General features: G+C 73.7%; 23 protein-coding genes. 12 read left to right on the forward strand and 11 right to left on the reverse strand.

All coding sequences use genetic code 11. From position 1 onward, the window contains the following. Positions 1-35: 35 nt before the first annotated feature. The 3 genes from BIV25_RS07885 to BIV25_RS07895 form a co-directional block, all read right to left on the reverse strand. Positions 36-1871, reverse strand: coding sequence for a glycosyltransferase family 39 protein (locus BIV25_RS07885; RefSeq protein ID WP_071371451.1), 1836 nt, complete (start codon positions 1869-1871; stop codon positions 36-38). Between the two features lie 92 nt (positions 1872-1963). Continuing rightward, a complete protein-coding gene (locus BIV25_RS07890; RefSeq protein WP_071371452.1) occupies positions 1964-3871 on the reverse strand; it encodes a phosphatase PAP2 family protein in 1908 nt (635 codons plus the stop codon). A gap of 239 nt (positions 3872-4110) precedes the next feature. Continuing rightward, on the reverse strand, positions 4111-5010 hold the full coding sequence (locus BIV25_RS07895; protein WP_071371453.1) for an N-acetylglucosamine kinase: 900 nt from the start codon (positions 5008-5010) through the stop codon (positions 4111-4113). A gap of 268 nt (positions 5011-5278) precedes the next feature. Here BIV25_RS07895 and BIV25_RS07900 point away from each other — a divergent pair, with 268 nt between their 5' ends. The 5 genes from BIV25_RS07900 (at position 5279) to BIV25_RS07920 (ending at position 11834) form a co-directional block, all read left to right on the forward strand. Next, a complete protein-coding gene (locus tag BIV25_RS07900) occupies positions 5279-6424 on the forward strand; it encodes an ROK family transcriptional regulator (protein WP_071371454.1) in 1146 nt (381 codons plus the stop codon). A gap of 297 nt (positions 6425-6721) precedes the next feature. Then, positions 6722-8053 (forward strand): ABC transporter substrate-binding protein, encoded by a 1332-nt coding sequence (locus tag BIV25_RS07905; protein ID WP_071371455.1) that lies wholly within the window; start codon positions 6722-6724, stop codon positions 8051-8053. Positions 8054-8099: 46 nt separating this feature from the next. Next, positions 8100-9083: a carbohydrate ABC transporter permease gene (locus BIV25_RS07910; RefSeq protein ID WP_071371456.1), complete on the forward strand. Its 984-nt coding sequence runs from the start codon at positions 8100-8102 to the stop codon at positions 9081-9083. A gap of 18 nt (positions 9084-9101) precedes the next feature. Continuing rightward, complete coding sequence (locus BIV25_RS07915; protein ID WP_071371457.1) at positions 9102-9980, forward strand: carbohydrate ABC transporter permease; 879 nt, start codon at positions 9102-9104, stop codon at positions 9978-9980. A gap of 6 nt (positions 9981-9986) precedes the next feature. Continuing rightward, positions 9987-11834 (forward strand): hypothetical protein, encoded by a 1848-nt coding sequence (locus BIV25_RS07920; protein WP_071371458.1) that lies wholly within the window; start codon positions 9987-9989, stop codon positions 11832-11834. A gap of 3 nt (positions 11835-11837) precedes the next feature. On the opposite strand, the gene BIV25_RS07925 is transcribed toward BIV25_RS07920, so the two are convergent. Next, complete coding sequence (locus BIV25_RS07925; protein WP_071371459.1) at positions 11838-12500, reverse strand: nucleoside/nucleotide kinase family protein; 663 nt, start codon at positions 12498-12500, stop codon at positions 11838-11840. A 107-nt stretch (positions 12501-12607) separates the two neighbouring features. Between BIV25_RS07925 and BIV25_RS07930 the strand changes: the two genes are divergently transcribed. Together BIV25_RS07930 and BIV25_RS07935 are read left to right on the forward strand one after the other, a co-directional pair. Further along, on the forward strand, positions 12608-13348 hold the full coding sequence (locus BIV25_RS07930; protein ID WP_071371460.1) for a beta-phosphoglucomutase family hydrolase: 741 nt from the start codon (positions 12608-12610) through the stop codon (positions 13346-13348). Next, positions 13345-15708: a glycoside hydrolase family 65 protein gene (locus BIV25_RS07935; protein WP_071371461.1), complete on the forward strand. Its 2364-nt coding sequence runs from the start codon at positions 13345-13347 to the stop codon at positions 15706-15708. The genes BIV25_RS07930 and BIV25_RS07935 overlap by 4 nt, the downstream gene beginning before the upstream one ends. Before the next feature lie 190 nt (positions 15709-15898). Here BIV25_RS07935 and BIV25_RS07940 read toward each other — a convergent pair whose 3' ends face one another. Next, positions 15899-16792 carry a M48 family metalloprotease gene (locus BIV25_RS07940; protein WP_071371462.1) on the reverse strand — a complete coding sequence of 298 codons (894 nt, stop codon included), beginning with the start codon at positions 16790-16792 and terminating at the stop codon, positions 15899-15901. Further along, positions 16789-17172, reverse strand: coding sequence for a BlaI/MecI/CopY family transcriptional regulator (locus BIV25_RS07945; protein ID WP_071371463.1), 384 nt, complete (start codon positions 17170-17172; stop codon positions 16789-16791). Before BIV25_RS07945 ends, BIV25_RS07940 begins: the two co-directional genes overlap by 4 nt. A 215-nt stretch (positions 17173-17387) precedes the next feature. Here BIV25_RS07945 and BIV25_RS07950 point away from each other — a divergent pair, with 215 nt between their 5' ends. From BIV25_RS07950 to BIV25_RS07970, 5 genes are all read left to right on the forward strand, one after another. Further along, positions 17388-18389 carry a lysylphosphatidylglycerol synthase domain-containing protein gene (locus BIV25_RS07950; protein WP_071371464.1) on the forward strand — a complete coding sequence of 334 codons (1002 nt, stop codon included), beginning with the start codon at positions 17388-17390 and terminating at the stop codon, positions 18387-18389. A gap of 74 nt (positions 18390-18463) precedes the next feature. After that, the gene (gene prcB / locus BIV25_RS07955) at positions 18464-19318 is read left to right on the forward strand and encodes a proteasome subunit beta (RefSeq protein WP_071371465.1); all 855 of its coding nucleotides are present in this window, start codon (positions 18464-18466) and stop codon (positions 19316-19318) included. Positions 19319-19575: 257 nt separating this feature from the next. After that, complete coding sequence (locus BIV25_RS07960; RefSeq protein WP_071371466.1) at positions 19576-20187, forward strand: DUF6230 family protein; 612 nt, start codon at positions 19576-19578, stop codon at positions 20185-20187. A 36-nt stretch (positions 20188-20223) separates the two neighbouring features. Then, complete coding sequence (locus BIV25_RS07965; protein WP_071371467.1) at positions 20224-20667, forward strand: DUF6114 domain-containing protein; 444 nt, start codon at positions 20224-20226, stop codon at positions 20665-20667. Then, positions 20657-21331 (forward strand): hypothetical protein, encoded by a 675-nt coding sequence (locus tag BIV25_RS07970; RefSeq protein WP_071371468.1) that lies wholly within the window; start codon positions 20657-20659, stop codon positions 21329-21331. Before BIV25_RS07965 ends, BIV25_RS07970 begins: the two co-directional genes overlap by 11 nt. 28 nt (positions 21332-21359) lie before the next feature. Here the strand turns inward: BIV25_RS07970 and BIV25_RS07975 are convergent, their stop codons facing one another. From BIV25_RS07975 to BIV25_RS07995, 5 genes are read right to left on the reverse strand one after another with little or no spacing between them, the layout of a single operon-like run. Then, a complete protein-coding gene (locus BIV25_RS07975; protein ID WP_071371469.1) occupies positions 21360-22733 on the reverse strand; it encodes a HAMP domain-containing sensor histidine kinase in 1374 nt (457 codons plus the stop codon). Between the two features lie 60 nt (positions 22734-22793). Beyond that, a complete protein-coding gene (locus BIV25_RS07980) occupies positions 22794-23459 on the reverse strand; it encodes a response regulator transcription factor (RefSeq protein WP_071371470.1) in 666 nt (221 codons plus the stop codon). After that, entirely contained in the window at positions 23413-24168 is a 756-nt protein-coding gene (locus BIV25_RS07985) for a phosphatase PAP2 family protein (RefSeq protein ID WP_071371471.1), read from the reverse strand. The genes BIV25_RS07980 and BIV25_RS07985 overlap by 47 nt, the downstream gene beginning before the upstream one ends. After that, on the reverse strand, positions 24165-24767 hold the full coding sequence (locus BIV25_RS07990) for a phosphatase PAP2 family protein (RefSeq protein WP_071371472.1): 603 nt from the start codon (positions 24765-24767) through the stop codon (positions 24165-24167). The genes BIV25_RS07985 and BIV25_RS07990 overlap by 4 nt, the downstream gene beginning before the upstream one ends. Further along, positions 24764-25426, reverse strand: coding sequence for a DedA family protein (locus BIV25_RS07995; RefSeq protein WP_071371473.1), 663 nt, complete (start codon positions 25424-25426; stop codon positions 24764-24766). Before BIV25_RS07995 ends, BIV25_RS07990 begins: the two co-directional genes overlap by 4 nt. Between the last annotated feature and the right edge of the window lie 91 nt (positions 25427-25517).

The raw sequence follows: 25517 nt of genomic DNA on the forward strand, positions 1-25517 counted from the left end.
CCGGCCGTCTTGACCAGCGGGTTGAGCGTACGTGCTCACCGACGATAGAGCGTGATCGAATAGCCCACATTGCCGACCGGATGACCGGAAGCGATCAGTTCGGCCAGTCGGCCGCTTGCCTTCGCGACCGCCGAGTCCGACACCACGAGCAGCCCGTGCACCCGGTCCGGTGACACGGCGCGCGGATCGGCGGCGCGGATGCCGTAGTACGACGGCACGCCGCTGCCCTTGTAGACCAGCCACACCCGCTCGCCCGGATCGTCCCGGCGCAGCCGGTCGGCGAGCCGGCCCAGGTCCTGTCCCCAGTCCACGTTGGAGTCGTGCAGCAGCCGGTGGGTGTGCGCGGGCCCGCCGAACGCCTCGTTGGCGTACGGCAGGTAGTAAGGGAAGGTCCGCAGCGAACTCACCGCCGTCCACAGCGCGAGCACGGCCGTCACGGCGGCCGCCCACCGCCACCGCCACCGCCTCCGCGGCCACGGTGCCCAGGCCGGGAGGAACGCCGGTACGAACGCCGAAACGCACACCGGAACGCAGGCCGCCGTCACCGCGAGGAACACCGGCACGCACAGCGCGTACCGCGTCCCGAACTCCCGCGATCCCGTCATCGCCGCCGCCAGCAGCACGGCGGGCGGCAGCAGCAGATACGGCGCGGCGGCCCGCAGCCGCCGCAGCGCGACCACCGCCACGGCACCGGCCGCGCCCAGCGCCAGCAGGCCGAGCGGGGTCTTCACCAGCAGGGCGACGGGCAGGTAGTACCAGCGCCGGCCGGTGTACACGTGCCCGAACAGAAAGCCCTGCCACGGGTAGTCCTCCAGCCCGAACTGCACCCGCATCCCGGCCCGGTACGCGGGCGGCAGCGGCAGCAGACCGACCAGCGTCCCGCGCGGGCCGTGCAGCGCCGGGACCGGTTCGGCGGGGGAGAACCGCAGCCGGGGATCGACCGCCAGATACGACGCCCAGACCACGGCCACCGCCACCAGCGCCATGCCGCCCGCGGCGGCGAGCGCGGTCAGCACCCTGCGCCGCCGGCCGGCCCCCGCGGACGCGACGGCCACGGACACCGCGGCGAGCGCCGTCAGCACCGGCACGGCCGGCAGCGCGCTCATCTTGGTCGCCACGGCCGCCCCCAGCGCCAGCCCCGCCAGCGGCACGTACAACCCGGGCCGCCGGCGCGCCCGCCACAGCAGCCATACCGAGGTGAGGACGAAACCGGTCACCGGCATGTCCAGCGTGGCCAGCGAACCGTGGGCGACCACGTCGGGCGTGAAGGCGTACAGGGCGAGCGCCACCAGCCCACCCGCCGAACCCACCAGCCCACGCGCCGAACCACTCGCCGGACCCACCGACCCACCCGTCGTACCCGCCAACTCGCCGTCCATGCCCGCCAGTTCGCCCGCCCTGCCCGTCACGTCGCGGGCGAACGCGAAGACGACCAGCCCGAACAGCAGCGTCAGCACGATCACCGGCAGCCGCGCCCACAGCATCAGCCGCCCGGGGTCGTTGCCCGACTCGTACAGCAGGTGCCGGCCCACGTCCCCCTGCGTGCCGGGGTACGACGGGTCGTAGTGCGGGTCGGCCACCGCCACCCCGGCCTCGATCAGCAGCTTGCCGAGCGGCGGATGCTCGGGGTTGTAGCGGATCCGGTGCTCGTGCAGATAGTCGGTGGCCGTCGCGACGTACACCGGCTCGTCGATCGTCGGGGTCTGCTGCACGGCCGTCGTCACCATCGCCGCGGCCATCTGGCCGAGCAGCAGCAGCGCCACGAGCGGCACCAGCCACCGCCGGTGCCGGTGCAGCCCGGCGCACGGGCGGGCCGGGGCCGCGGCGGGCGCCGCCGGGCCGAGGAGCAGGTGCTGTTCGCGCGCCATCATCCGCCCCGCGGTGGCACCGGCCGTACGGCGGCGGGAGCGTGCGTGGGCCGGATCATGGCCCTACTGTCGCACCGCTCCCGCCACCGGGGGTGTCACCGCTGCACGAGTCGTACCGACAGACCTTCTGCCGTGTACACGGGTACGGCCCGCAGGCGGTCGGAGTTCACCTCGATCCGCGCGAACCGGCCGCGCAGCCGGGGCACGCCGAGGACCGGCAGCGTGCTGCCCGTGGCCGGCGGCCGTTCGGTGTCGAGGCGCAGCGACAGCACGGCCCCACCGCCCACCACCGCCAGGTGCCGGACCGTCAGTGGTGCCGTGCGGCCCGCGCGCAGGGTGACCTCCAGCGTGCCCGCGTCCTGGGCGTAGGCGCCGCGCACCCGCAGCCGCTCGGCGACCCGCAGGGTGCCGTCCGTGATCCGCACGTCCCCGTGGCCGAGGGCGTCCTCGCCGCCCGCGACCAGCGTGCCCTGGGCCAGTACGGTCCCGCCGGTGTAGCGGTTGCGGCCGGCCAGCGTGAGCGTGCCGGTGCCGCGCTTGGCCAGGCCGCCGCAGCCGTCGATGTCGTTGCGCCAGGCGTCGGCCGCCGAGAAGCCGCCCGCCGCCGCGTCCAGTACGACGGTGACGTCCGTGTCGAAGGCGCCGTAACCGTCCGCCGCGGCGAACAGGTTCAGCCGGCCCCACTGCTCGAAGCCGTCGAGCAGCACGTAGCCGGAGGGCAGTGCGGTGGTGCGCAGCACCTCGCGGCGCTGGTGCGCGCCGAGGTACGGCAGCCGGGTCTCCAGCAGCACCTCGGCGCCCTGCGGCACGGTCAGCGGCAGCTCGCTGCCCTGCCGGGGGAGGACGTACGTCAGCCGGGGCCGCACCGCGCGGGCGTTGGCGGCCCGGTCGGCGTACGGGTCGGTGCCGGTGTGTGCGTAGGAGATGAGGGTGTCGGCGGTGGTGCCGGTCAGCTCGGTGAACCAGGCGAGGGCCTGGGCGCGGGCGGCGGCCTTCAGCTGGGCGTTGGCCGGGTCGGCGAGGGTGGCCGCGGCGAGGGCGGTGGCCATGATCCGGCCGCCGATGACGTCGACGGGGTGGTGCATGCCCGCCACGATCCGGGTGTGGCTCAGCTCCACGGCGCGCGTCACCAGCTCCTGGAAGCGCTCCGGAACGGCGTACGCGTAGGCCAGCGCGGCCAGGTGGAAGGCGTTGGTGTGGCCGCTCGGGAAGCCGCCGTCGTCGGTGGCGGAGGCGCCGCGCTGGCGCAGCAGCTGCGGGGCGACGGACACCGGGGAGTCGTACACCGGGAAACCGAACGCGTCGGTCCTGCCGGTGTCGACGACCTCGCTGTCCTCGTTCAGCCGCCACGGACGCGGGTACTGGTAGGCGTACTTGGCGGGATTGCCGGAGGCGTACGGGCCGCGCACCGTGTCGACCAGTTCGGCGACCTTGCCGAGCGCCGCGTCGTGGGCGCCCGCGCCGAGCGCCGAGCCGGCCGGGGCGTCGGCGGGCACGGCGTCGTTGACGGTGGTCGCCGGGGTACCGTCGGGGGCGCCGGTGATCGAAGTGACCGCTTTGGCGCCCGTCTTGTACAGATCGCTCAACGGGCCGAGTCCCGCGATCATTGCGTAACTCTGGCGCTGGCGGTCGTAGATGAACGCTTCCTTCGCCTGGGCGTCGGTGCGCTCGGCCGTGGCGCGCGCGCAGTAGCGCAGGTCGGCGCGGAGGATCCGGGGGCGCAGCGGGGCGCCGGTGTCCCAGGCGGCGCCGGTCTTCCACACCTGGGCGAAGCCGCCGAGGGCCCGGACGACGGCGTTGGTCCCGGGTGTCAGGTTGGTGGCGACGTTGGTCCGGTAGTCGTCCACGAACGCGGCCGGTGCAGTGGCGGCCTTGGCGTCGGCCGCGGGCAGCCAGACGGCGACGGCCGGGGCGGCGAGCACGCCCGCCGACGCGGCCAGCGTGGTGGTGAGGAACCCGCGCCGGTTCAGTACGGCGGAGGGGTGCCCGGCAGGTGACGGCATGCCTGTGCCTCTCGGAAGCGGTCCACGGAAATGCGGGGTGCGATGTGCCGACGTGTGCCAACCCGCGGAGAAGGTCGAGAAGAAGGAGGAAGAAGTTGAACGGGTGAATATCTAGGGGTGGGGTGTGACCTGTCGGGGAGCCCCGGGTGAGCTCCGTCCGTTCGGCAGGTGAACGCGAGGTGCTCGGCGCACAGGATCCACCAACTGCCGGCCGGTGTCCCGGAGTTACGGTGTCGCGCTCACAGCAGCCCGCGCGCGAGCGTCACCGCCCCCGCCACCGGCGGCACCCGCAGCGGGCGCGGCCGGGCCGACGGCAGGAACACGGCGAGGGCCGCGGTGAAGGCGTCGTACAGCGCGGGCTGGGCGAGGATCGTGCTGCCCGCGACCACCACGTCGTCGGTCACCGCGCCGCGCCGGTCGAGGAGTTCGACCAGCGCGGCGAGTGCGCGCCCACCGGCGGTGACGACGTCACGGGCGAGTACCGAGCCCGCCGCCGCGGAGGCGAAGACGGCCGGGGCGTGCCGGCCCCAGGCGGCGGACGGATCGGGGGCGCTCTCCAACGCCGCGCCCAGCGCGGGCACTTCGGGCACGCCGAACGCGTCGAGGAGGGCCGCCGCCAGCGCGTCGGGTGCCTCGCCGCGGTCGTGGGCGGCCCAGCAGGCGCGCGCCGCCTCGCGGACCAGCCCGGCCGCGCCGCCCTCGTCGCCGAGCACCGCGCCCCAGCCGCCGACCTGCACAGCCGTGCCGTCGGCGCGTCGGCCCACCGCCACCGAGCCGGTGCCGGCGACCAGGCCGACGGCCTCGGTCAACCCGGCGGCGGGGACGAGGAGTTCGGCGTCGCCCACGACCAGCGTGGGCACGGCGAAGCGGAGGTGCAGGGCGGCACGGAGCTGCTCGCACTGGCGCGCGGTCTCGCAGGCGTGGCCGCCCACCGCCAGTGCCGCCGGGCGCGGGCCGGCCGGCAGCGCCTCGGCGATCAGGCGGGCCAGCCAGCCGGCGGCGGCGACCGGGTCGTGCGGCCGCCAGCCGCCGCTCGTGCGGACGTGGTCGGCGAGCGGGGTGTCCCCGGCCACGGCACGCAGCCGGGTCTTGGTGCCGCCCACGTCGATGCCGACCAGGACGGGCGTGGAGTCCTGCACGGAACCTCTTTCGTCGTGCGTCGTGTGCGCTGTGCTGTGCGTGCGCGCGGTGCAGCGACGGCGGGCGAACCGTGGCGGGGAAAGCCGGGAAGAGCCGGGAAGAGCTGGTGGCGAGCCGGGGAAAGCCGGGAAACGGGCTGGTCGCAGCGGTCGGGAAGCCCCGGGACGGGCCTCTGGCGGGCACGGCAGGCGAGTACCGTGAAGTTCGTTAGGAAATTAACTAACGAAGTACAGTGCGTCAAGAGTCCTCGCGACCTGTGGGAGAACCGTGGAACACGACGTGGTGGCGGCACCCCGGCTGACCGAGAGCGCGAGCGCGGTGTTCGCCGTGCTCGCGCAGGCGGGCAGCGCGACCCGGCCGCAACTGGCGAGCCTGGCCAAACTGTCCAAACCGACGGTGTCCTCGGCCGTCGCGGAGCTGGAGAGCGCCGGGCTCGCCGCCCCCTCCGGCACCGCCTCCAGCGGCACCGGCCGCAGCGCCGCCGTCTACCGGCTCGGCCCGGGCGCCGGCGCCGTCCTCGCCGTCGACCTCGGCCCGGACCTCACCCGGGTCCGCGGCTGCGCCCTCGACGGCACCCTGCTCGCCGAGGTCACCGCGTCCCGGGCCGAGGCCGCGGACGCCGTCCGCGAGGCCCTCGCCGCGCTGCCCGCCGCGCTCCCGCCGCGCGCCATCGTCGTCGCCGTCGGCGACGTCACCGCACCGGCCGGGAAGGGCGCGCAGATGCGTCCCGCGACCGCCAAGGCCGGTCCCGTCTTCGACGCCGTGGCCGTCGCACTGCCCCCGGGCGTTCCCGTGCACCTGGAGAACAACGTCAACTGCGCCGCGCTCGCCGAGCTGCACGAGGGCGCCGCCCGCGGCCGTGCCACCTTCGCTTACCTGCGCGTCGGCGTGGGCGTCGGCCTCGGCATCGTCATCGGCGGACAGGTGGTGCGCGGGGCGAACGGCGCCGCCGGCGAGCTGGCCCGGCTGCCCTACCCCTGGGACGACGACAGCGAGCCGCGCCTGGAGGCACTGGAGGACTACCTGGGCGCGCGCTCCCTGCTGCGCCGCGCCGCCGAGGTCTGGCAGGACCCGGACGGGTCCTGCCCGCAGACCGCCGAGCAGCTGTTCGCGCTGGCCGGCGAGGGGCGGGCGCCGGCCCGCGCCGTCGTCGCCCGGCACGCCGCCGACATCGGCCGGCTGGCCGCCGCAGTGACCGCCGTACTGGACCCGGGGCTGATCGTGCTCGGCGGCAGCACCGGCGCGGACCCCCGGCTGCTGCCCGGGGTGCGGGCCGAACTGGCCCGGCTGAGCTGGCCCACCGAGGTGGTCAGCAGCACGGTCGGCGACCTGGGCACCGTCGTGGGCGCGGCCCGGCTCGCGGTGGCCCGAGGTGTCCGAACCGTGACCGAGTCCGGGCGACGCGGGCATTGACGGCCTCCCGCTCGTTCTGCCAATGTCCGGACAAGCGCTTTCTAAGCCGGTCGGGACACCGGTTCGGGAGGGCTCCGAGCCGTACGCGACACGAGCGACGTACGGCGACCGCACGAGGGCGTGCTCGTGCGGCACCGACCCGGAACGGGCCGGGGAGCCCACCTCCGTCAGCAGGCGGCGCGGCCGGGCGAGGCCGCCCCCCTGTGTGAACGCGCCCCTTCCCCGCACCTCCATCCCGATGCCCCCGTGCCGCAGCGACCGGCCGGGGATCCGTCACGCACCCTCAGGGAGGACCCGGTGGGTCACCAGATCTCGCGCAGAACCCTCATCCGCACCATGAGCGGGCTCGCCGTCGCCGGCCCCCTCGGCTCCGCGCTCACCGCCTGCGCCGGCGGCACCGGAGCCGGCAGCGCCACCGGCGACCTGACGATGACCTGGTGGGGCAGCGACGACCGGCACGCCGCATACAAGAAGGCACTCGCGACCTTCCAGCAGGACAACCCGAAGATCAAGATCCAGGAGACCTACTCCGGATACGACGGGTACTTCAACAAGTTCAACACGCAGATCGCCGGCGGCAGCACCCCCGACCTGCTCCAGATGGACACCGCGCTCGTCGCCCAGTACGCCCGCAAGGGCGTCCTCGCCCCGCTCGACGCGTACGTCGGCAAGAGCCTCGACCTCGCCGGCTTCTCCAGGACGCTGCTCGCCGCGGGCACCGTCGACGGAAAGCTGTACGGCGTCCCGTCCGGCATCGGCACCAACCAGCTCACCGTCAACCGCGGCGGGCTGGAGAAGCTGGGCCTGACGTTCCCGGACGCCGAGTGGACCTGGGCCGACCTGAAGAAGATCGCGCAGGACGTCCACAAGAAGAGCGACGGCAAGGTCTTCGGCGTCGACGACGGTGGCGGCGGCACCCTCAACGCCTTCGAGATCTTCGCCCGCGAGCACGGCCAGAACCTCTTCACGAACGACGGCAAGAAGCTCGGCTTCACCTCCGACACCCTGCAGGCGTGGTGGGAGTACTGGGCCGAGATGCGCCGGTCGGGCGCCTGCCCGGCCGCCGCCGTCACCTCCGCGGCCCACAACGACCTCACCAAGAACGCCGTGGTCATCGGCAAGGCGCTGTTCACCTTCGACATCGGCGTCTACGGCGCGGGCGGCGCCATCACGAGTGCCACCCTGGACTTCCTGCCCAGCCCGCAGGGCGACTGGTCCGGCGCCCGCGAGGGCAACTTCCTCAACGGCGGTGTACTGCTGAGCGCCACCGAGGCGAGCAAGCGGGTCGCCGACTCCGTGAAGATCATGTCGTTCTTCGCCCAGGACGCCACGGCCGTCAAGGACATGCAGCTGCTGCGCGGCATCCCGCCGACCGAGAAGGCGCGCGGCCTCATCAGCGCCGGCCTGGACGACACCGACAAGCGGGACATGGCGAACGCCGACTACATCTCCAAGCGGGTCGCCAAGGCCACGAACGCGCTGCCCGCACCGCCGCCCCCGCCGGCCGCCGCCACCCAGATCTGGGACCTGCTGTTCCAGTCCAACCTCGCCATCGCCTTCGGCAAGACGACGATCAAGGCGCAGCTCGGCACCTTCTTCGACCAGGCGACAGGGATCCTGAGCGCCTGAGCGGCGCCGCACCACCGAACACCGGGAGAGGGCCAGGGAGATGAGTATGACCACCGCGGACACCGACGAGGCCGCGAAGGAGCCGCCCGCTCCGGCGCCCCCGTCCGACCGGCGCGAACGCGACCGCATGCGGCGCCGTCTCGCCGGACGGCGGGGCGGAGGATGGTGGCCGTACGTCTTCCTCGCCCCCTGGTTCGTCGGCCTGTTCGGGCTGACGATCTACCCGATGCTCGACTCGCTGTACCTGTCCTTCACCACGTTCGACCTGCTGACGCCGCCCGAGTGGATCGGCACCGGCAACTACCGGAAGATGTTCACCGGCGACCCCGTCTTCTGGGACTCGGTGCACGCCACCCTGCTGTACGTCGTCGTCTCCGTGCCGCTGAAGCTGGCGTTCGCACTCGCCGTGGCGATGCTGCTCAACCGGCCGCTGAAGGGCATCGGCCTGTACCGGGCCGCCTTCTACCTGCCCTCGCTGCTCGGCGGCGCGGTCGCCGTGGCGATCGTATGGCGGCAGGTCTTCGGCGGCGACGGCCTGTTCAACGACGTCCTGGGCCGGTTCGGGATCAAGGGCCAGGACTGGGTCTCCAGCCCCGACAGCGCCCTCTACACACTGGTGCTGCTGGCCGTCTGGCAGTTCGGCACCCCGATGGTCATCTTCCTGGCCGGTCTCAAACAATTGCCGAAGGACGTGTACGAGGCGGCGGCGATCGACGGCGCCGGACCCGTCACCCGCTTCTTCAGGATCACCCTGCCGCTGCTCACCCCGATCGTCTTCTTCAACGTCGTCCTGCAGATCATCGACGCGTTCAAGACGTTCACCCCCGCCTTCGTCATCAGCAACGGCACCGGCGGCCCGCTCAACTCGACCATGCTGTACTCGCTGTACCTGTACAAGAAGGGCTTCGCAGACCTGCAGATGGGGTACGCCTCGGCGCTGGCCTGGGTGCTGTTCCTGGTCATCGCCGCGTTCACGGCGGTCAACTTCATCGCCGGCCGCTACTGGGTCCACTACGACGACGCCGCCTGAGCGAGGAGTCAGCCCACCATGTCCGCCCTCACCCCGAACGCGTCGCCGCTGCGGAAGCTGCGCTCGCTCACGGGCCCCCGCCGCATCCTGATCCACACGCTGCTCATCGGCGTCGCGATCGTCATGCTCTACCCGCTGCTGTGGATGCTCAGCAGCTCCCTCAAGCCCGACACCGACATCTTCACCCACCCCGGGCTGATCCCGGACACGCTGCGCCCCGGGAACTACTCCGAGGGCTGGAGCGGCTCCGGCAACTCCTTCTCGCTCTACATCACCAACTCGATGATCGTGTCGATCGGTGCGGTGATCGGGAACGTCATCTCGTGCTCGCTGGCCGCCTACGCCTTCGCGCGCTTCGAGTTCCGCGGCAAGAAGATCTGGTTCGGTCTGATGCTCGGCACGCTCATGCTGCCCATGCAGGCGACGCTCGTCCCGCAGTACACGATCTTCTACAACCTGACCTGGATCAACACGTTCCTGCCGCTGATCGTGCCCAAGTTCCTCGCGGTGGACGCCTTCTTCATCTTCCTGATGGTGCAGTTCATCCGCTCCATCCCACGCGAGCTGGACCAGGCCGCCATGATGGACGGCGCCAACCCCCTGCAGATCTACTGGAAGATCATCCTGCCCCTGATGCGGCCGGCGCTGGTGACCACCACCATCTTCACCTTCATCTGGACCTACGACGACTTCCTCAGCCAGCTCGTCTACCTCCAGCAGAACGCCCGCTTCACCGTGCCCCTCGGGCTGACCCTGTTCCTCGACAAGACGAGCGGCTCCTCCTACGGCGCGATGTTCGCCATGTCGACACTCGCGCTCGTCCCGACCCTCATCTGCTTCCTCATCTTCCAGAAGAGGCTGGTCGAAGGCCTGGCGACCTCCGGTATGAAGGGCTGAGACGACGTGCACCTCCTCCACCAGCGCGGCCCGCTCCACCAACTGCCCGGCACCCCGCAGGCGTACGACGCCGTCCTCGCCGACGTCGTCGAACAGGCCCTGGCCCGGCTCACGCCGGAGGGCAACCTCGAACACCCCGACTGCGTCGACGACATCGGCGACACCTCTCTCGGCATCACCTCACTGCTCGCACTGGCCTGGCAGCGCGGCAGGGACCCCCGGCTGCCCGAGGCGGTGCGCCGCAGCCTCGCCTTCCATCTGCGCGAGCGGGTCTACCGCGAGGACAACCCCGGCTACCCGAACCTGAAGGTCCGCAACTCCGGCCTGCCGTACGCCCGTTACACCCTGGCCGCGGGCGCGCACCCCGTCGGGGACTGGCCGAGCACGGTGTGGGCGCTGCTCCAGGCCGTCAACCTCCTCGACGCGACCGACGAGCGGGACGGGCTGGGCGGGCTGGTCGAGGACGCGCAGCGCGCCGAACTGCTCGACGTGGCACGGGGATACTGGTCCTGGCTCACCGAGGCGACCTTCTTCAACCCTCAGGAGGCGGGCAACCAGGCGATCGGCTGCGTGGTGGGCGGACTGATGCTGGCCCGCCGTCTCCCGGACGCCGAGGCCGAGCCGGTGCGCGCGCGGGCGATGCGGTTGTACGCCGACGAGATCCGCGCCCACCGGGTCCGCGACCGGGGCGCCCTGCTGCCCCCCGAGCACGGCGGCGCCTACGACAACAACTACGGCCCCATCTCCCTGTCCTTCCTCGCCCAGGCCCACCGGGTCAGCGGCGAGCCGGTCTTCGCCGAGGACGGCGACACGCTCGCCCGCTACCTCGACGCCCGCCTGACCAACGGCGGCTTCGACACCGGCGGCCCGCGCTACAGCGAACAGCACTCCGGCTTCGAATCCGTCCTGGGCCTGCGCTACTTCGGCGCCCGCATCGGCTCCGACCTGGGCCGCTACCGGGGCGACACCCGCTGGGCCCGGCACGCCTGCCAACCCGACGGCGGCGTCGACGGCCACTTCGCCTGGATGCTGGTCTGGCAGATCCAGGACCGCACCCCCTGGCACCGCACCCCCTCCCCGGACCCCGCCCGTCACCAACTGCGCCGCGGAACCGTGTCGGTGGCCTTCGACAGCCGGCTGACCCCGGCCCTGATCGAGGCCGCCGGCACCTACTACCTGCCCGCCGCCGTACGCCGTCAGCACGGTTTCGGCCCGGTCACCGACGGCTTCCTGCTGTGCCGCCCGATGGGCGAGGTACGGGTCCGCGACGTCCGCGCCGACGGGCTCGCCGGCAAGCTGGTCACCAAGCCGGTCGTCGGCCGCGACCAGGTCCTGCGCCACGTCCGCTCGCTGTACGTCACCGACGGCACGCGCCTGTGGATGACGGTCGCCCTGGAACAGCTGGACGGAGCGCCGTACCTGCTGTGCGGGCTGCCGTACGCCGCCGACGACGGCGACCGGGTGTGCCGCGTCGCCGAGGGCGAGGTGGTGTCGGCGGGCGGACTGAGACTCGCCCACCCGGCGGCCTCCGGTCCCGACCACTTCGACGCCCGCGGCGAACTCACCCAGGAACAGGCCGCGTTCGCGCTCGCCGCCGACCCGCGCGGCTACGGCAACCCCGACGAGGGCTGGCGCCACCTGGTCTCCTCCACCGCCCTGGAGGCCGACCCGGCCCCGGGCGCACCGCAGGGGCTGCACGTGTTCGCCGTACGGTACGGGCCCGGAGGAGCGTTCGCGCCCGCCCTCGAAGCGGCGGGGGAGGAACTCACCGTGCGCACCGAGGCGTTCACCGCGGTCCTCGGCCCGCCGGCCGGGGACGACCGGGGCGAGCCCACGCTCACCCTGCGCCGCTGAGCCTCAGCCCTCGGGGAGCACGACGGCCGGGAGCGCGGCGGGCAACACCACCAGGTCCGCCCGCCCCCGCGTCGCCGCCACCAGGTCGGCGTTGCGCTGGTCCGTGCCCCGCACCCAGGCCACGGCGCTGTCGTGGTCCTTGCCGAACTCCTCGTGCCGCGCGACCAGCCGGCGGATCCGCTCGTCCTCAGCGATCTCGCAGAACCACACCTCGTCCAGGCACGGCCGCACCCGCGCCCACGAACCCTCCGCCAGCAGCAGGTAGTTGCCCTCGGTCACCACCAGCCGGGCCGCCGGCACCACCGGGATCGCGCCCGCCAGCGGCTGCTCCAGGATCCGCTCGAACCCGGGCGCGTACACCACCTCCTCGGCGTCCTCGCGCAGCCGGCGCAGCAGCGCCGCGTACCCGGCCGCGTCGAAGGTGTCCGGGGCGCCCTTGCGGTCCCTGCGGCCCAGGCGGTCCAGTTCGGCGTCGGCCAGATGGAAACCGTCCATCGGGACGTGCGCCGCCCACGGCGGCCCGTCCCCGTTCAGGGCGCGCACCATCTGCTCGGCCAGGGTCGTCTTGCCCGCGCCGGGGCCGCCCGCGATGCCGAGCACGGCACGCCGGCCGTCCCGGACGAGGCCACGGGCGCGAGCGAGGAGGTCGTCGAAGGTCAGCGGCACACCGCACAGTGTGGCACCGCCGTGTGGGCCACGGACTTTTCCGAGAAGTGCGCTCCGGTGTGGCGTGCGCCACCCTTCGAACGCCGATCGTGGGGAAGAGTGCCGGTATGACTCAGCTCGGTCTGCCAGAAGCGATCCAGGCCTGTCTGTTCGATCTCGACGGAGTCGTGACCAAGACGGCCCTCGTGCACGCGGCCGCCTGGAAGGAGACGTTCGACGCGTTCCTGAACGACTACGACGGCGAGCAGGGGCGGCCGTTCGACGCGGTCGCCGAATACGACGAGTACGTCGACGGGCGCCCCCGCGCCGACGGAGTGCGCGCCTTCCTCGACTCACGCGGCATCCAGCTGCCCGACGGCACCCCGGACGACCCACCCGGGGCCCGCACGGTCCACGGCCTCGGCAACCGCAAGAACGACCTGCTCCTCAAGAAGATCCGCACCGGCGGCGTGGCGGCCTACGAGGGCACCCTGCGCTATCTGGAGGCGGTGCGCGCCGAGGGGCTGCGCACGGCGATCGTCTCCTCCAGCGCCAACTGCCGCGACGTGCTCCGCGCGGTCGGCGCCGAGCACTTCTTCGACGTGCGGATCGACGGGGTCGTCGCCGCCGAGCGGCACCTGCCCGGCAAGCCGCACCCCGACACCTTCCTCGCCGCCGCCCGCGACCTCGGCGTCGAGCCGTCCCGCGCCGCCGTCTTCGAGGACGCCCTGGCCGGCATGGACGCGGGCCGCGCGGGCGGGTTCGGATTCGTCGTCGGCGTCGACCGCGTCGGCCAGCGCGAGGCGCTGTACGCGCACGGCGCGACGATCGTCGTGGGCGACCTCGCGGAACTGGGAGGCAAGGAATGATCACCGACCGGTCGTACGCCGTCGAGCCGTGGGCCGTCCGCGAGACCGCCCTCGACCTCGGCGTCCTCGCCCAGAGCGAGTCGGTGTTCGCCCTGTCCAACGGCCATGTCGGCTGGCGCGGCAACCTCGACGAGGGCGAGCCGCACGGCCTGCCCGGCAGCTACCTCAACGGCGTGCACGAGGTGCACCAACTGCCGTACGCCGAGGCCGGGTACGGCTACCCGGAGTCCGGCCAGACGGTCATCAACGTGACCAACGGCAAGATCCTGCGACTGCTGGTGGACGACGAGCCGTTCGACCTGCGCTACGGCCGGCTCGTCACCCACGAACGGGTCCTGGACCTGCGCCGCGGCGTGCTGGAGCGGACCTGCGAGTGGACCTCGCCGGCCGGATCCACGGTCCGGGTGCGCTCCACCCGGCTGGTGTCGCTGACCCAGCGCGCGGTGGCCGCCGTCGCCTACGAGGTGGAGGCCGTCGGCTGCCGCAGCCGGGTGGTCATACAGTCCGAGCTGGTCGCCAACGAGACGCTGCCCGCCTCCGACGGCGACCCGCGCGCGGCCATGGCGCTGCAGTCGCCGCTGGAGCAGGAGGACCACTTCGCCGCCGACCGCCGGCTGCGTCTGGTGCACCGCACCCGGCGCAGCGGCCTGCGCGTCGCCGTGGCCGCCGACCACGTCGTCACCGGCCCGGAGCGCACGACGACCCGCAGCGAGAGCGGCTCCGACGTGGCCCGGCTGACCGTCACCTCCGTGCTGGAGCCCGGCCAGACGCTGCGGGTGGAGAAACTCGTGGCGCACGGCTGGTCCGGCACCCGCTCGCTGCCCGCGATGGCCGACCAGGTCGACGCCGCCCTCGCCGCCGCCGCGCACGACGGCTGGCAGGGACTGCTCGCGGACCAGCGGTCCTGCCTGGACGACTTCTGGGCCCGCGCCGACGTCGAGGTCGAGGGCGACGAGGAGATCCAACAGGCCGTCCGCTTCGCCCTGTTCCACGTCCTGCAGGCCGGCGCCCGCGCCGAGCAGCGCGCGATCCCGGCGAAGGGCCTGACCGGCTCCGGATACGACGGGCACGCCTTCTGGGACACCGAGATGTTCGTGCTGCCCGTGCTCACCCACACCGCGCCCGCCGCCGTCGCCGAGGCGCTGCGCTGGCGGTACAACACCCTGGGCGAAGCCCGCGAGCGCGCGGCCCAACTCGGGCTCGCCGGCGCCGCGTTCCCCTGGCGGACCATCGCCGGACCGGAGGGCTCGGCGTACTGGCCGGCCGGCACCGCCGCCTTCCACGTGAACGCCGGGATAGCCGACGCCGTCGTCCGGTACGCCGAGGCCACCGGCGACGCCGGCTTCGAGCGCGAGGCCGGCGTGGAACTGCTCGTGGAGACCGCCCGGTTGTGGCGCTCGCTGGGCCACCACGACACCCGCGGCGCCTTCCACGTCGACGGCGTCACCGGACCCGACGAGTACAGCGCGGTCGCCGACGACAACACCTACACCAACCTGATGGCCCGGCGGAACCTGCTCGCGGCGGCCGACGCCGTCGAACGCCACCCGGACCAGGCGGCCCGGCTCGGCGTGGACGCGGAGGAGAGCGCGGCCTGGCGGGACGCCGCCGAGGCGATGCACGTCCCCTACAACGCCGAGCTCGGCGTCCACGAACAGCACACCGGGTTCACCCGCTACCAGCGCTGGGACTTCGCCGGCACCCGCCCCGACCAGTACCCGCTGCTCCTCCACTTCCCCTACTTCGACCTCTACCGCAAGCAGGTCGTCAAACAGGCCGACCTGGTGCTGGCCATGTACACCTGCGGCGACTGGTTCGACCAGCGCTACGGCGAGGGGGTCGAGGAGCAGATCGCCCGGAACTTCGCCTACTACGAGCCGCTGACCGTCCGGGACTCCTCGCTGTCCGCCTGCTGCCAGGCCGTCATGGCCGCGCGGACCGGCCATCTCGACCTCGCCTACGCGTACACCGCCGAGGCGGCCCTGATGGATCTTCAGGACCTGGAGCACAACACCCGCGACGGACTGCACATCGCCTCGCTGGCCGGTACCTGGATGGCGCTGGTGGCGGGCTTCGGCGGACTGCGCCTCGACGGCGAGAGCCCTCGCTTCGCACCCCGGCTGCCCGAGCGGCTGAGCCGGCTCGCCTTCCACATCCAGTTCCGCGGCCGCACGCTGCGCGTGGACATCGGCCCGGACAAGGCGACGTACGCGCTGCTCGCCGGACCGCCGATGACCCTGCGCCACCACGGCGAGACGCTGACGGTGACCAGCGCCGACCCGGCCGTGCGCGCCGTGCCGCCGCCGGTGCGCCGTCCGGCCCCCGAGCAGCCGCCGCACCGGACACCGGGCGCCGGCTGAGGCCCGACGGCCCGCGCGGGACGGCGGCGCCGCTGCGGGCGCGTGAGAACCGGCGCCGCTCCGCCGCCCTCCCGCCGTGCCGGTCCGCGCCCGCCGCGGCCCCCGCACCGTCCTGTGCGGCGAGCCGGCCGGCGGATCCGTGTTCGGCCACGGCGTCCGCCCCGCCGGGCCCGGACCGGGCGGCCGTGGCTCAGCTCAGGGCACCGGACAGCAGCCCCATCAGGTCGCCCGTCGCGTCGGCGGCCAGCAGGGCGGGCAGGGTGCCCAGGGCGAGGACGGCCGCGGCGGCGGTCCACAGGCGTGGGGGCGGGGTGGTGTGGAGGGCCGCGATCCGGCGGGTGACGGCCCGGTCGGTGAAGCCGAGGGCGCAGGCGGCCCGGGCGCGGCCCGCCGTGAGCGCGGCCCGGGCCAGCGCGCGGGCGGTGGCCCGGCGGTCCCCGACCAGGGCCGCGGCCTGCTCGTCCGCCCAGCGCTCCACCAGGAAGGCGACGGCCGCACGCACCGGCCGCAGCAGCGGATTGGCGGCCGCGGCGAGCGTCACGGCCGTCACCAACGCCCCGTGCCGGTACGTGAGATGGGCCCGCTCGTGCGCGAGCAGCACCCGGCGCTCGGCCGGGGCCAGCGCGCTCAGCATCGCCGAGGTCACCAGGATCCGGCCCGGCCGGCCCGGTATCGCGAACGCCTGGGGCACCGCGGAGGCGGCGACGATCAGCTCGGTGTCCGCCGGCTGCCCGGCGCACAGCAGCCGCAGCGCCCGCCGCGTGGCCCGCTCGGCGCGCACGGCCCGGTGCAGCCGTACGGCGACGACCAGCAGCGCGGCACTCGCGCCGAGCCCGATCACCTCCGGCACCGGGTCCAGCACCGGACGACCCGCCTCGCGCGCCTCACGGATCACCGGCGGGGCGTCCCCGAGCAGCGCGGCGGCCAGCAGCACCAGTGACCAGGTGGTGGCCGCGGCCGTCAGCACGGCGGCCGACGCCAGTACCGGCGCGGCCAGTGCCGGGGCGACGCGCCGGGCGATCACCGGTCCGACCAGCGTCAGCAGCAGGGACAGCACCAGCGGTCCGTACACGTCGAAGATCATGCGCCGTCCCCGGCGAGCAGCTCGCGCAGCGCGCGCTCCTCCTCGGGGCTCAGCCCCGTGACGAACTGCTGGAGCGCGGCGATCGGGTCCGGACCCCGGTCCAGCGCCTCGTGCATCGCTTCGGCGGTCAGCTGGGCCGCGTTCTTCGCCGGCCGGTACGCACCGCGCCGCCCGGCCGCGTCGCGCAGCACCAGCCCCTTGTCGTACAGACGCTTGAGGATCGTGTGCACGGTGTTGTAGGCGAGCGCCCCGTCGACCTCGGCCTGGATCTCCGCCGGAGTCAGCGGCCGCTCGGTGGCCCACAACGCGGCCAGCACCTCGCTCTCCAGCTCCCCGGCGCTGCGCCGCTCCGCCCTGCCGCGGGACTCCGTGCCAGCCATGCACCAACCTTACAGCGCGTAGTGCGTCGGCCGGATGGCCCCGTCCGCCCGACAAGAGGCCACGATACGGGGTAGTTTGGGGGTGTTTTCCCTTGGCCCTACAGGCTGTAGGGTTGCAGTGGCTCCGCCCGCCACGGGGCAAGAGGGGTGATCATGGCCGCCGACGCGCACACCACACACGCGGTACCGCGGGACACCCGCCCCTGGAGCGGCCGATGACGGCTCCCGGAACGGAAACGACCGCGGACCCGGAAACGTCCCCGCCCGCGGACCCGGCCGCCGCACTCGCCTCCTCCTCTGTCGTCAACCGGCCCGCGCCCTGGCACCTCGGCGTCCTGCTCGCCGTCCTGCTCGGCGGGGCGTACCTGGCCCGCCGGCACTGGCCCGCGCTGGAGAGCGGAGCCGGACGGCTGGCCGGTGCCGACCAGGGGTGGATGCTCCTCGGCGCGACCGCGGCCCTCGGCACCTGGGCGGCCTCGGCGCTCGCCCAGCAGGGCGCGGTCGTACGGCGGCTGCCCCGAGCCCGGCTGGTCGCCGCCCAGTTCGCCGCCTCCGCCGCCAACCACCTGCTGCCCGCGGGCCTCGGTGCGGGCGCGGTCAACGTACGGTTCCTGATGCGCTGCGGACTGCCCGCCGCCCGCAGCGCCGGCGCCCTCGCCGTCAAGGCCGCCACCGGTGCCGTCGTCCGCCTCGCGCTGATCGCCCTGCTCGCCCCGGCCTGCCCGGGCCTGCTACGGCTGCCGCACCTGTCCGCGACCGTCCTCGCCTGCGCCCTGGGTGCCGCGCTCCTCCTGGCGCTCCTGCTCGCGACGCCCTGGTGGCCGCGGTGCCGCCGGGCCCTGGCCACCGTCCTCGCCGACATCCGCGCCCTGCATGCCCGCCCCGCCCGCGCGGCGGCCCTGTGGGGCGGCTCCCTCGCCTTCGCCGGGCTGCACGCCCTGGTCGTCGTCGCCGTCGGACAGGCCGTCGGACTGCCGCTGCCCCCGCTCCAGGTGGCCCTGCTGTACCTCGCCGCGAGCAGCGCCGCCGCACTGCTGCCCACGCCGGGCGGACTCGGCTCCCTCGACGCGGCACTCGCCCTCGCCCTCACCCTCGCCGGCGCCCCCGGCGCGGCCTCCGCCTCCGCCGTCCTCGGCTACCGGCTGCTGACCGTGTGGCTGCCCCTGGTCCCGGGCCTGCTGGTGCTCGGGGTGATGGTGCGACGCAAGACCCTGTGAAGGGCCGGGAGTTTCCCGCGCGGCCACTTCAGGTAGGAGTCGGGTGTCGTATGCCGTACTGGAGGGGGAGAGCCATGGCCGGGAACGAGACAGCGGGGCTGCCGAGCGAGGCGTTCTTCACACCGGGGTCGTCGTCCTTCACCGAGTTCCTGGCCGCACACCGACCCGGACTCCTGCCCACCACACCCCGCCTGCCCGGCGGCGTACGGGCGGCGTCCGACAGCTTCCCGCACGGCACCACCGTGCTTGCCCTGACCTACGGCGACGGCGTGCTGATCGCCGGCGACCGCCGGGCCACCATGGGCAACCTCATCGCCCAGCGCGACCTGGAGAAGGTGCACCCCGCCGACGACTACACGGCGGTCGCCTTCGCCGGCACCGTCGGACTCGCCGTCGACATGGTCCGTCTGTACCAGGTCGAGCTGACGCACTTCGAGAAGATCGAGGGCACCCCGATGACCCTCGCGGGCAAGGCGACCCGGCTCGCGGCCATGATCCGGCAGAACCTGGCCCAGGCCATGCAGGGCCTCGCCGTCGTCCCGCTGCTCGCCGGGTACGACCTCACCGCGCCCGACGGCGGCCGCGGCCGCATCTTCGGCTTCGACCCGGCCGGCGGCCTCTACGAGAAGCACGACTTCTACGCCGAGGGCTCCGGCTCGCCGTACGCCCGGGGCGCCCTGAAGAAGCTGTACCGGCCGGCGCTGACCCGCCGCGAGGCCGTACTCGCCGCGCTCCAGGCGCTGTACGACGCGGCGGACGACGACTCGGCCACCGGCGGCCCCGACCTGAACCGCCGTATCTTCCCGGTCGTGTCGGTGATCACCGCGGACGGCTTCGCACGGCTGCCGGAGGAGGAGACCGAGGAGCTGAGCCGGGAGATGGTCCTGCGCCGCGAGGACCGCCCGGACGGCCCCCACGCCGCGCCCTGACCGCGCCCCCGTCGGGTACCCCGTCGTGACCCGCGAGGACGTCACCGGGGAGCGGGCCGCGCGGCCGGGCCGATCCGGCCTTTCGTCCGCGCTCTCGAACAATTCGGCATTATTTATCGGCGATGCCGGCGGCGAAATTCAGGGTGCCGCTTCTCTAGGTCATCCGGGCGGCTTCACACGAGAACGGCGGCGCCGGGCTTGCGGACCATGCCGGAGTGTCCGATGCTCGACCCGTCGCCGTTCGATGGAGTGGGAAAATGCGAAGGACGCGCTGGAGGCGTTTTGCTGCCATCCTGGCCCCGAGCATTGTCGGCGCTGCCGTCCTGACCGTGAGCGTGGCCCAAGGAGCTCTCGCGGCATCGTTCTTCATCTCCGGGGAGACATTCAAAATCGCCGCGGATTCCCTGACCGGCAAGGGAATGAGTGTCTACGGCATGGTGAATGTGACCCGCAAGGGCAGACTCGTGCCCGTCACCGTCACGGGAGTGAGAGACGCGAGGATTGACGCGTTGTGCCTGTCGATCCGCTTTCCGATCCCCGTGCTCGGCACCTACACCCTGCGACTGACCGGCGACCACGAACGTCCTGCCACGGCACGGGACATGTTCTTCGACGTCAGCCTGCTCAAGGCCAGCGAGGCGAGCCTGAAGAACCTGGACATCGGTGTCGCCGCCGGATCGCTCACCTCGGGCGAAGTGTCCCCCGGCGACCGGGACTCGAAGTTCTTCGACCCGAACAGCGTCGCGATGCAGAGCACGTCCATCATCATGCGCAATCTCCGCGTCAACAGCGTTGCGGCCTCCCTGGGCTCTCTCGACCTGCCCGGAGCGCAGCTGAAACTCACATCCGGCGCCCACGAATGCTTCTGACCCGCCGGAGTACCCGAAAAGCGGGAAGCCTCTGACATGAAGAGCCCGACCCTGCCCGCCGAGTGGCGTGACGCCCTCTCCCGTACGCGACACGAATTTCGCATATGGCGCGACACACGGCCCTTCTGGGCAGGCCTGATCACCCTGTCAGCGGGTCTGCCGATCATGTATTTTCCCTACGCACACCTGAGTTGGGGCAGTGTCACCCTGGCACTCTCCAGCACCGCCGGTGCCGCATCACTGGTCATCGGCGTCCTCCTCGTCGTACTCGGCCTCCTGCTGTGGTTCCAGCAGAACGCGCGCCTGTTCGCGGGAGTCGCCGCGATCCTGATGTCCTTGATCGCCCTGCCGCTCGCCAACTTCGGTGGCCTGCTGCTCGGTACGCTCCCCGGCCTGATCGGCGGCTCCCTCGCCTGCGCCTGGACGGCATCCGACGACACCGCGGCGCAACCGGCGGACGGCGGGCCGCATGCTCCGTGACGGCTCCGGCGTCCCGCCCCACGACGGCGCGGCGGTCGTGATCGGCGTGCGCACGGCGCGCGTCCCGAGGACGCGCGCCCCGTTCCGCCGGGTTCCCGGACCGGTCGGGCACCTGTTGCTGGCGGGCTCGCTGCCGCTCGCTCTCCTGGCGACGGCCACCGAACCACCGGGGACGAGGCCGGCCCCTGCCCACCGGTACCCGCTCGCCGACGGCTCCTGGACCCTCACATCGCGGCGGCTCGTGCTGCACGGCACCCGGTTCGCGGGAGTGGTCACCGTCCGGACCCCGGCCGGAACCGAGCGGCTGCTCAAGTTCACCGTCCGCTCGTTCGAAGCCGCCGACCTCGACCTGACGGTTCGACGGGGGCCCGCCACCTGGCACCTGAGGGCCGGCGCCGGCACCGTCGCCACCTCCCGGACCCCCATGACGCTGTACACGGGAAAGCTGGTCGGTACGGCCTTCGGAGCGGGCCGCAGCACGCCCGTCCCCCGCGGACGCGTCGTGATCAGCCCGAGCTCCGTTCCGCACTGGCTCTCTCCTCGGCTTCCGGCCGCGCGGAACGCCCGCCGCCGCGTGGTCACCATCGAGGGGGCGGCCCTTTACCGGATCCGCCTGACCGGCGGAACTCTGCAGATGCCCAGGCCTCACCTGACCACGACGTAGCCGCCGGCGAACGAACGCGTGCCGTGCGTCAGCCGGCCGGCAGGATCACCACGAACCGTGCCCCCGGTCCGTGCCCGGGGTCGTGGGACACCTCGCCCCCTGCCGACCTGGCGAGCCGCCGGGCGAGCGGCAGGCCGAGGCCCGCGCCGCCGTGGCCGTCGCCGGGGTCGGCCCGTCGGCCGGGCTGGAAGAGCAGGTCCGTGAAGGCGGCCGGTACGCCGGGGCCGTCGTCCGTGACGGCGATCCGGATGCCGTCGTCCTCGCGGCTCGCGCTCAGCGTGACCGTCGTACGGGCGTACCGCACCGCGTTGGCCAGCAACGGACTGACGATCCGTTCGAGGAGCGCCGGCTGCACCCCGGCGGTGAGCGGTCCCGGGACGGCCACCCGCACGGACGGGGAGGTGTCCGTCTGTGCGGCCAGTCGGCGCAGCACCGTCGGTACGTCGGCCGTGCCGGGTGCCGTCGTCACTCCCTCGCGGGCCTCGGCCAGCAGCGTGTCGCAGATGGTGCGCATCGACTGCGCGGCCTCGGCGACGACGCCGAGCGAGGCCTTCGTGTCGGCGTCGGAGCGCGGGCGGGCGTGCCACCAGTCCAGCTCGGCGACGATCCGGCTGAGCGGGGTGCGCAGTTCGTGGGACAGCTCGCCGGTCAGCTGCCGCTCGTGCCGCAGCACCGCCCGGATGCGGTCCAGCAGGGAGTCCAACGAGGCGCCCAGCGCGGCCAGTTCGGCTGGCCGGCCGCGGCCCGCGAACCGCTCGGCGGAGCCCACGGCACTCCACTGCGTCGCCTGGTCCGTCATGGTCCGCACCGGCCGCAGCGCCCGCCCCACCGCCAGCCGGGTCAGCGCGTAGGTGCAGGCGAGCATCACCGCGTCCAGCGCGAAGGAGCCGAGCAGCAGGGTCCGGGCCGAGCTGCGGTACGGCGCGAGGTCCAGCGCCGTGACCACGGTGGCCCGCGCCGCACCGCCGGGTACCGGCTCCGCGCACAGCCGTATCGTGTCGGGGCCGTGCACCGTGCGGCACGCGCGACGGCCCCCGGCGGCCAGGTCGTCGGCGGCACCGGTCAGTTGACCCGCTCCGGACGGAGGCCGCTCCAGCAGCCGGCCGCCGGCGTAGATCCACGCGTTGGTGTCCAGGAGCCGGTCGCCCGAGGTCTCCAGCACCCGCACCCGGCCGTGCCGGGCGTCGAGGGTCGTGGCCACGGCCGCGGCGCGGGTGCGCAGCGTGTCGTCCGCCTCCCGCTCCAGACGGTGGCGGACCACGGTGTTGAACACCACGGTGAGGATCACCATCAGCAGCGCGGCCGTGGTGAGCGCGACCAGCGAGAGGCGCCCGCGCAGGGTGCGCGGGGCGAGCCGCACGAGGAGCGGGCGGAGCGGACGGGCGGGTGCCGGGGCCCTCATCTCAGGCGGTCCTCGTGCCGGGGAGTCCCGGTGCCGGGGAGTCCTGGTGCCAGGTGGTCGTCATGTCAGTCGGTGGCCGATCCCGCGGGCCGTGGCGATGGTCAGCTCGCTGCCCGCCGCGCGCAGCTTGCGGCGCAGCCGGGTCAGGTACTGGTCCAGCGTGTTGTCGCTGACCTGGGCCCCCTCCGGCCAGCCCGCGCGCAGCAGTTCACGGCGCCGTACCAGCTCCCCGCCCGCCGCCGCGAGCGCCGCCAGCAGCCGGAACTCGGTCGGCGTGAGGTCGACGCGGTCGCCGTCCACGGTGGCGCTGTGCCGGACGGCGTCCAGCACCAGGCCGCCCGCCGTGGCGGCCGCGGGCGGCGGTGCGGCCCGGCGCAGGGCGGCGCGCAGCCGGGCGGCCAGCTCGGCGAGGTGGAAGGGCTTGGGCAGGTAGTCGTCGCCGCCGGCCGAGAAGCCGGAGAGGCGGTCGGTCAGCCCGTGCCGCGCGGTCAGGAAGACGACCGGGGCGAGGAAGCCGCCCGCCCGCATCGCCTGGCAGACGTCGCGTCCGTCGGCGTCGGGCAGGCCGACGTCCAGCACGACGGCGGACACGTCCGGTGTCGCCAGCCGCAGGGCGGTGGCGCCGTCGGCGGCCGTGACCGTGTCGAAGTCCTCGTCGTGCAGACCTCGGCGCAGTACGTCACGCAGGGCGTGATCGTCCTCGACGATGAGGATCCTTTGGCGCATGACTCTCCACCGGCCCGTCGGCCGGATCGCTCGGGTGGGTTGTGCCGGGCTCGGGGGGTCCGGGCAGGTGACGCGCGGGCAGCCACCGGGCCGCCGCGCAGGTGCACAGGGCGAGCCAGCCGGCCGCGAACAGCCAGCCGCCGACGACGTCGGTGAACCAGTGCACGCCGAGGTAGACGCGGGTCAGTCCGACCCCCGCCGCCCAGAGGGCGACCAGCGCGCACAGCACGGTCCGGCCCCGCGGTGCGCGCAGGGCGAGGGCCAGGATCAGCAGCCCGGCCGTCAGCGCGCTGGTGGTGGTGTGGCCGGAGGGGAACGACCAGCCCGAGGCCTGCGTCTGCCAGTCGTACCGCGGTGGCCGGGCGCGGGCGATCAGGTCCATGACGCCGTAGCGCACCGCCTGGCCCGCGCTGAGGCAGGCCACGCCGAGCAGCGCGGCCGTCAGCCGCCGCCACGCGGTGCGGCCCGCGATCAGCCCGGCCAGGGCCGCCAGGACGTAGGGCACGGCACCCGTGCCCGTCGCGGTCAGACCGCGGGCGAGCGCCACCGCGACCGGCGGGCGGTGCGCGACGGACCAGGACAGCAGGCCCCGGTCAGGGTAGAGCGGGCCGGCCTGGTCGCTGATCAGTACGGCGGTCAGCGCCGCGAACGCCATCCAGGCGGCCAGGGCGACGGTGCCCGCCGACTCGGCGCAGCGTCCGCGGTTCATGACACCAGCAAAGGCCGCAGCCGCGTTCCCGACAACCGTCTCGGCAGATCCTCCGGCAGCCGCTTCAGGGCGGTCATGGCGAGGAACGCCACCGCCGCGCCGACCGCCGCGCCCACGGCGACGTCGTGCGGATAGTGCACCCCGACCCACACCCGGGAGGCCCCCATGGCGCCCGCGCACACGGCCGCCACCACGCCGAGGCGCCGGGAGACGAAGAACAGGGCCACGGCCGCCGCGAAGGCGATCGTGGCGTGGTTGCTCGGGAACGACCAGTCGCCCCGCGCGGGGCACGCCTCCAGCGTGCGGAAGGCCAGGTGCCGGCACGGCCGGTCCTCGGCCACCAGCGGCTTCACCACGCTGGTCACCGCGTAGGCCAGCACCACCACCGCGGGGACGGCCAGGGCGGTCAGGGCCGCCGCGCTGCCCTCGCGGCGGGCCCGCCACCAGCCGACGAGCATGAACAGTGCGAACACCGCCAGCCCGTACGCCGACCACACGGCGATCACGCCGTCCAGCCATCCCGGGGCCCGGTGGGCGAGGTCCACCACGTCCCGGTAGAGCGGGCCGTCGACCGACGAGCCCGTCAGGGCGAGGTTCATCCGCGCACCTCCTTGGCGGCACGGCGGGCGCGCAGCAGTTCGGCGGCGAGCGGGAGCAGGGACACCACGACGATCAGCGCGATCACCGGCAGCAGGTACTTGTCCACATTGGGGATCGAGGAGCCCAGCGCGTATCCGCCGAGGGTGAGGCCGAGGCTCCACACGAGCCCGCCCACCGTCTGCCAGACGGTGAAGGTCCGCGCCGGCACGCCGAGCGCGCCCGCCATGGGGTTGAGCACCGTGCGCACCACCGGGACGAAGCGGGCCAGCACGATCGCCTTCGCGTGGCCGTAGCGCTCCAGCAGTTCCTCGGCGCGCTGCGCGCCCTCGCGCAGCTTGGCCGACCGGGTGCGGGCCAGCAGCGTGCCGCCCGCCTTCCGGCCGATCAGGAAGCCGCACTGCGAGCCGGCCAGCGCGCCGACGGCCGCGGCGGCGAGCAGCGGGCCGAGGGAGAGGTGCAGTCCGCCGCTCGCCGAGCCCGTGCACAGCAGGCCCGCGGTGAACAGCAGCGAGTCCCCGGGCAGGAAGAACCCGATCAGCAGGCCGGTCTCGGCGAAGAGCACCACGCCGACACCGAGCACGCCGAAGGCGGCGAGCAGGGAGTGGGCGTCGAGCACGTTGACCGCGAGCTGCGATGCCAGGTGTGGGGGAGTGGCCATCGCCGTACGCCCTTCCTTCGGGTTCCTTCGACGTACGTCTCGAAGGACATCTCGACTCCATCCGACTACATATTTGTAGACGGTCGACGGA

The sequence above is a fragment of the Streptomyces sp. MUSC 14 genome (assembly GCF_001866675.1).
Taxonomy (GTDB): Bacteria; Actinomycetota; Actinomycetes; order Streptomycetales; family Streptomycetaceae; genus Streptomyces.

Excerpts from the sequence above, each read along its gene's own strand:
- BIV25_RS07965 (WP_071371467.1), top strand. The coding sequence starts at position 20,224 with ATGAAGAGCCCGACCCTGCCCGCCGAGTGGCGTGACGCCCTCTCCCGT.
- BIV25_RS07885 (WP_071371451.1), bottom strand. The coding sequence starts at position 1,871 with ATGATGGCGCGCGAACAGCACCTGCTCCTCGGCCCGGCGGCGCCCGCC.
- prcB (WP_071371465.1), top strand. The coding sequence starts at position 18,464 with ATGGCCGGGAACGAGACAGCGGGGCTGCCGAGCGAGGCGTTCTTCACA.
- BIV25_RS07950 (WP_071371464.1), top strand. The coding sequence starts at position 17,388 with ATGACGGCTCCCGGAACGGAAACGACCGCGGACCCGGAAACGTCCCCG.
- BIV25_RS07890 (WP_071371452.1), bottom strand. The coding sequence starts at position 3,871 with ATGCCGTCACCTGCCGGGCACCCCTCCGCCGTACTGAACCGGCGCGGG.
- BIV25_RS07960 (WP_071371466.1), top strand. The coding sequence starts at position 19,576 with ATGCGAAGGACGCGCTGGAGGCGTTTTGCTGCCATCCTGGCCCCGAGC.
- BIV25_RS07930 (WP_071371460.1), top strand. The coding sequence starts at position 12,608 with ATGACTCAGCTCGGTCTGCCAGAAGCGATCCAGGCCTGTCTGTTCGAT.
- BIV25_RS07995 (WP_071371473.1), bottom strand. The coding sequence starts at position 25,426 with ATGGCCACTCCCCCACACCTGGCATCGCAGCTCGCGGTCAACGTGCTC.
- BIV25_RS07915 (WP_071371457.1), top strand. The coding sequence starts at position 9,102 with ATGTCCGCCCTCACCCCGAACGCGTCGCCGCTGCGGAAGCTGCGCTCG.
- BIV25_RS07980 (WP_071371470.1), bottom strand. The coding sequence starts at position 23,459 with ATGCGCCAAAGGATCCTCATCGTCGAGGACGATCACGCCCTGCGTGAC.
- BIV25_RS07985 (WP_071371471.1), bottom strand. The coding sequence starts at position 24,168 with ATGAACCGCGGACGCTGCGCCGAGTCGGCGGGCACCGTCGCCCTGGCC.
- BIV25_RS07940 (WP_071371462.1), bottom strand. The coding sequence starts at position 16,792 with ATGATCTTCGACGTGTACGGACCGCTGGTGCTGTCCCTGCTGCTGACG.
- BIV25_RS07945 (WP_071371463.1), bottom strand. The coding sequence starts at position 17,172 with ATGGCTGGCACGGAGTCCCGCGGCAGGGCGGAGCGGCGCAGCGCCGGG.
- BIV25_RS07910 (WP_071371456.1), top strand. The coding sequence starts at position 8,100 with ATGACCACCGCGGACACCGACGAGGCCGCGAAGGAGCCGCCCGCTCCG.
- BIV25_RS07990 (WP_071371472.1), bottom strand. The coding sequence starts at position 24,767 with ATGAACCTCGCCCTGACGGGCTCGTCGGTCGACGGCCCGCTCTACCGG.
- BIV25_RS07975 (WP_071371469.1), bottom strand. The coding sequence starts at position 22,733 with ATGAGGGCCCCGGCACCCGCCCGTCCGCTCCGCCCGCTCCTCGTGCGG.
- BIV25_RS07935 (WP_071371461.1), top strand. The coding sequence starts at position 13,345 with ATGATCACCGACCGGTCGTACGCCGTCGAGCCGTGGGCCGTCCGCGAG.
- BIV25_RS07970 (WP_071371468.1), top strand. The coding sequence starts at position 20,657 with ATGCTCCGTGACGGCTCCGGCGTCCCGCCCCACGACGGCGCGGCGGTC.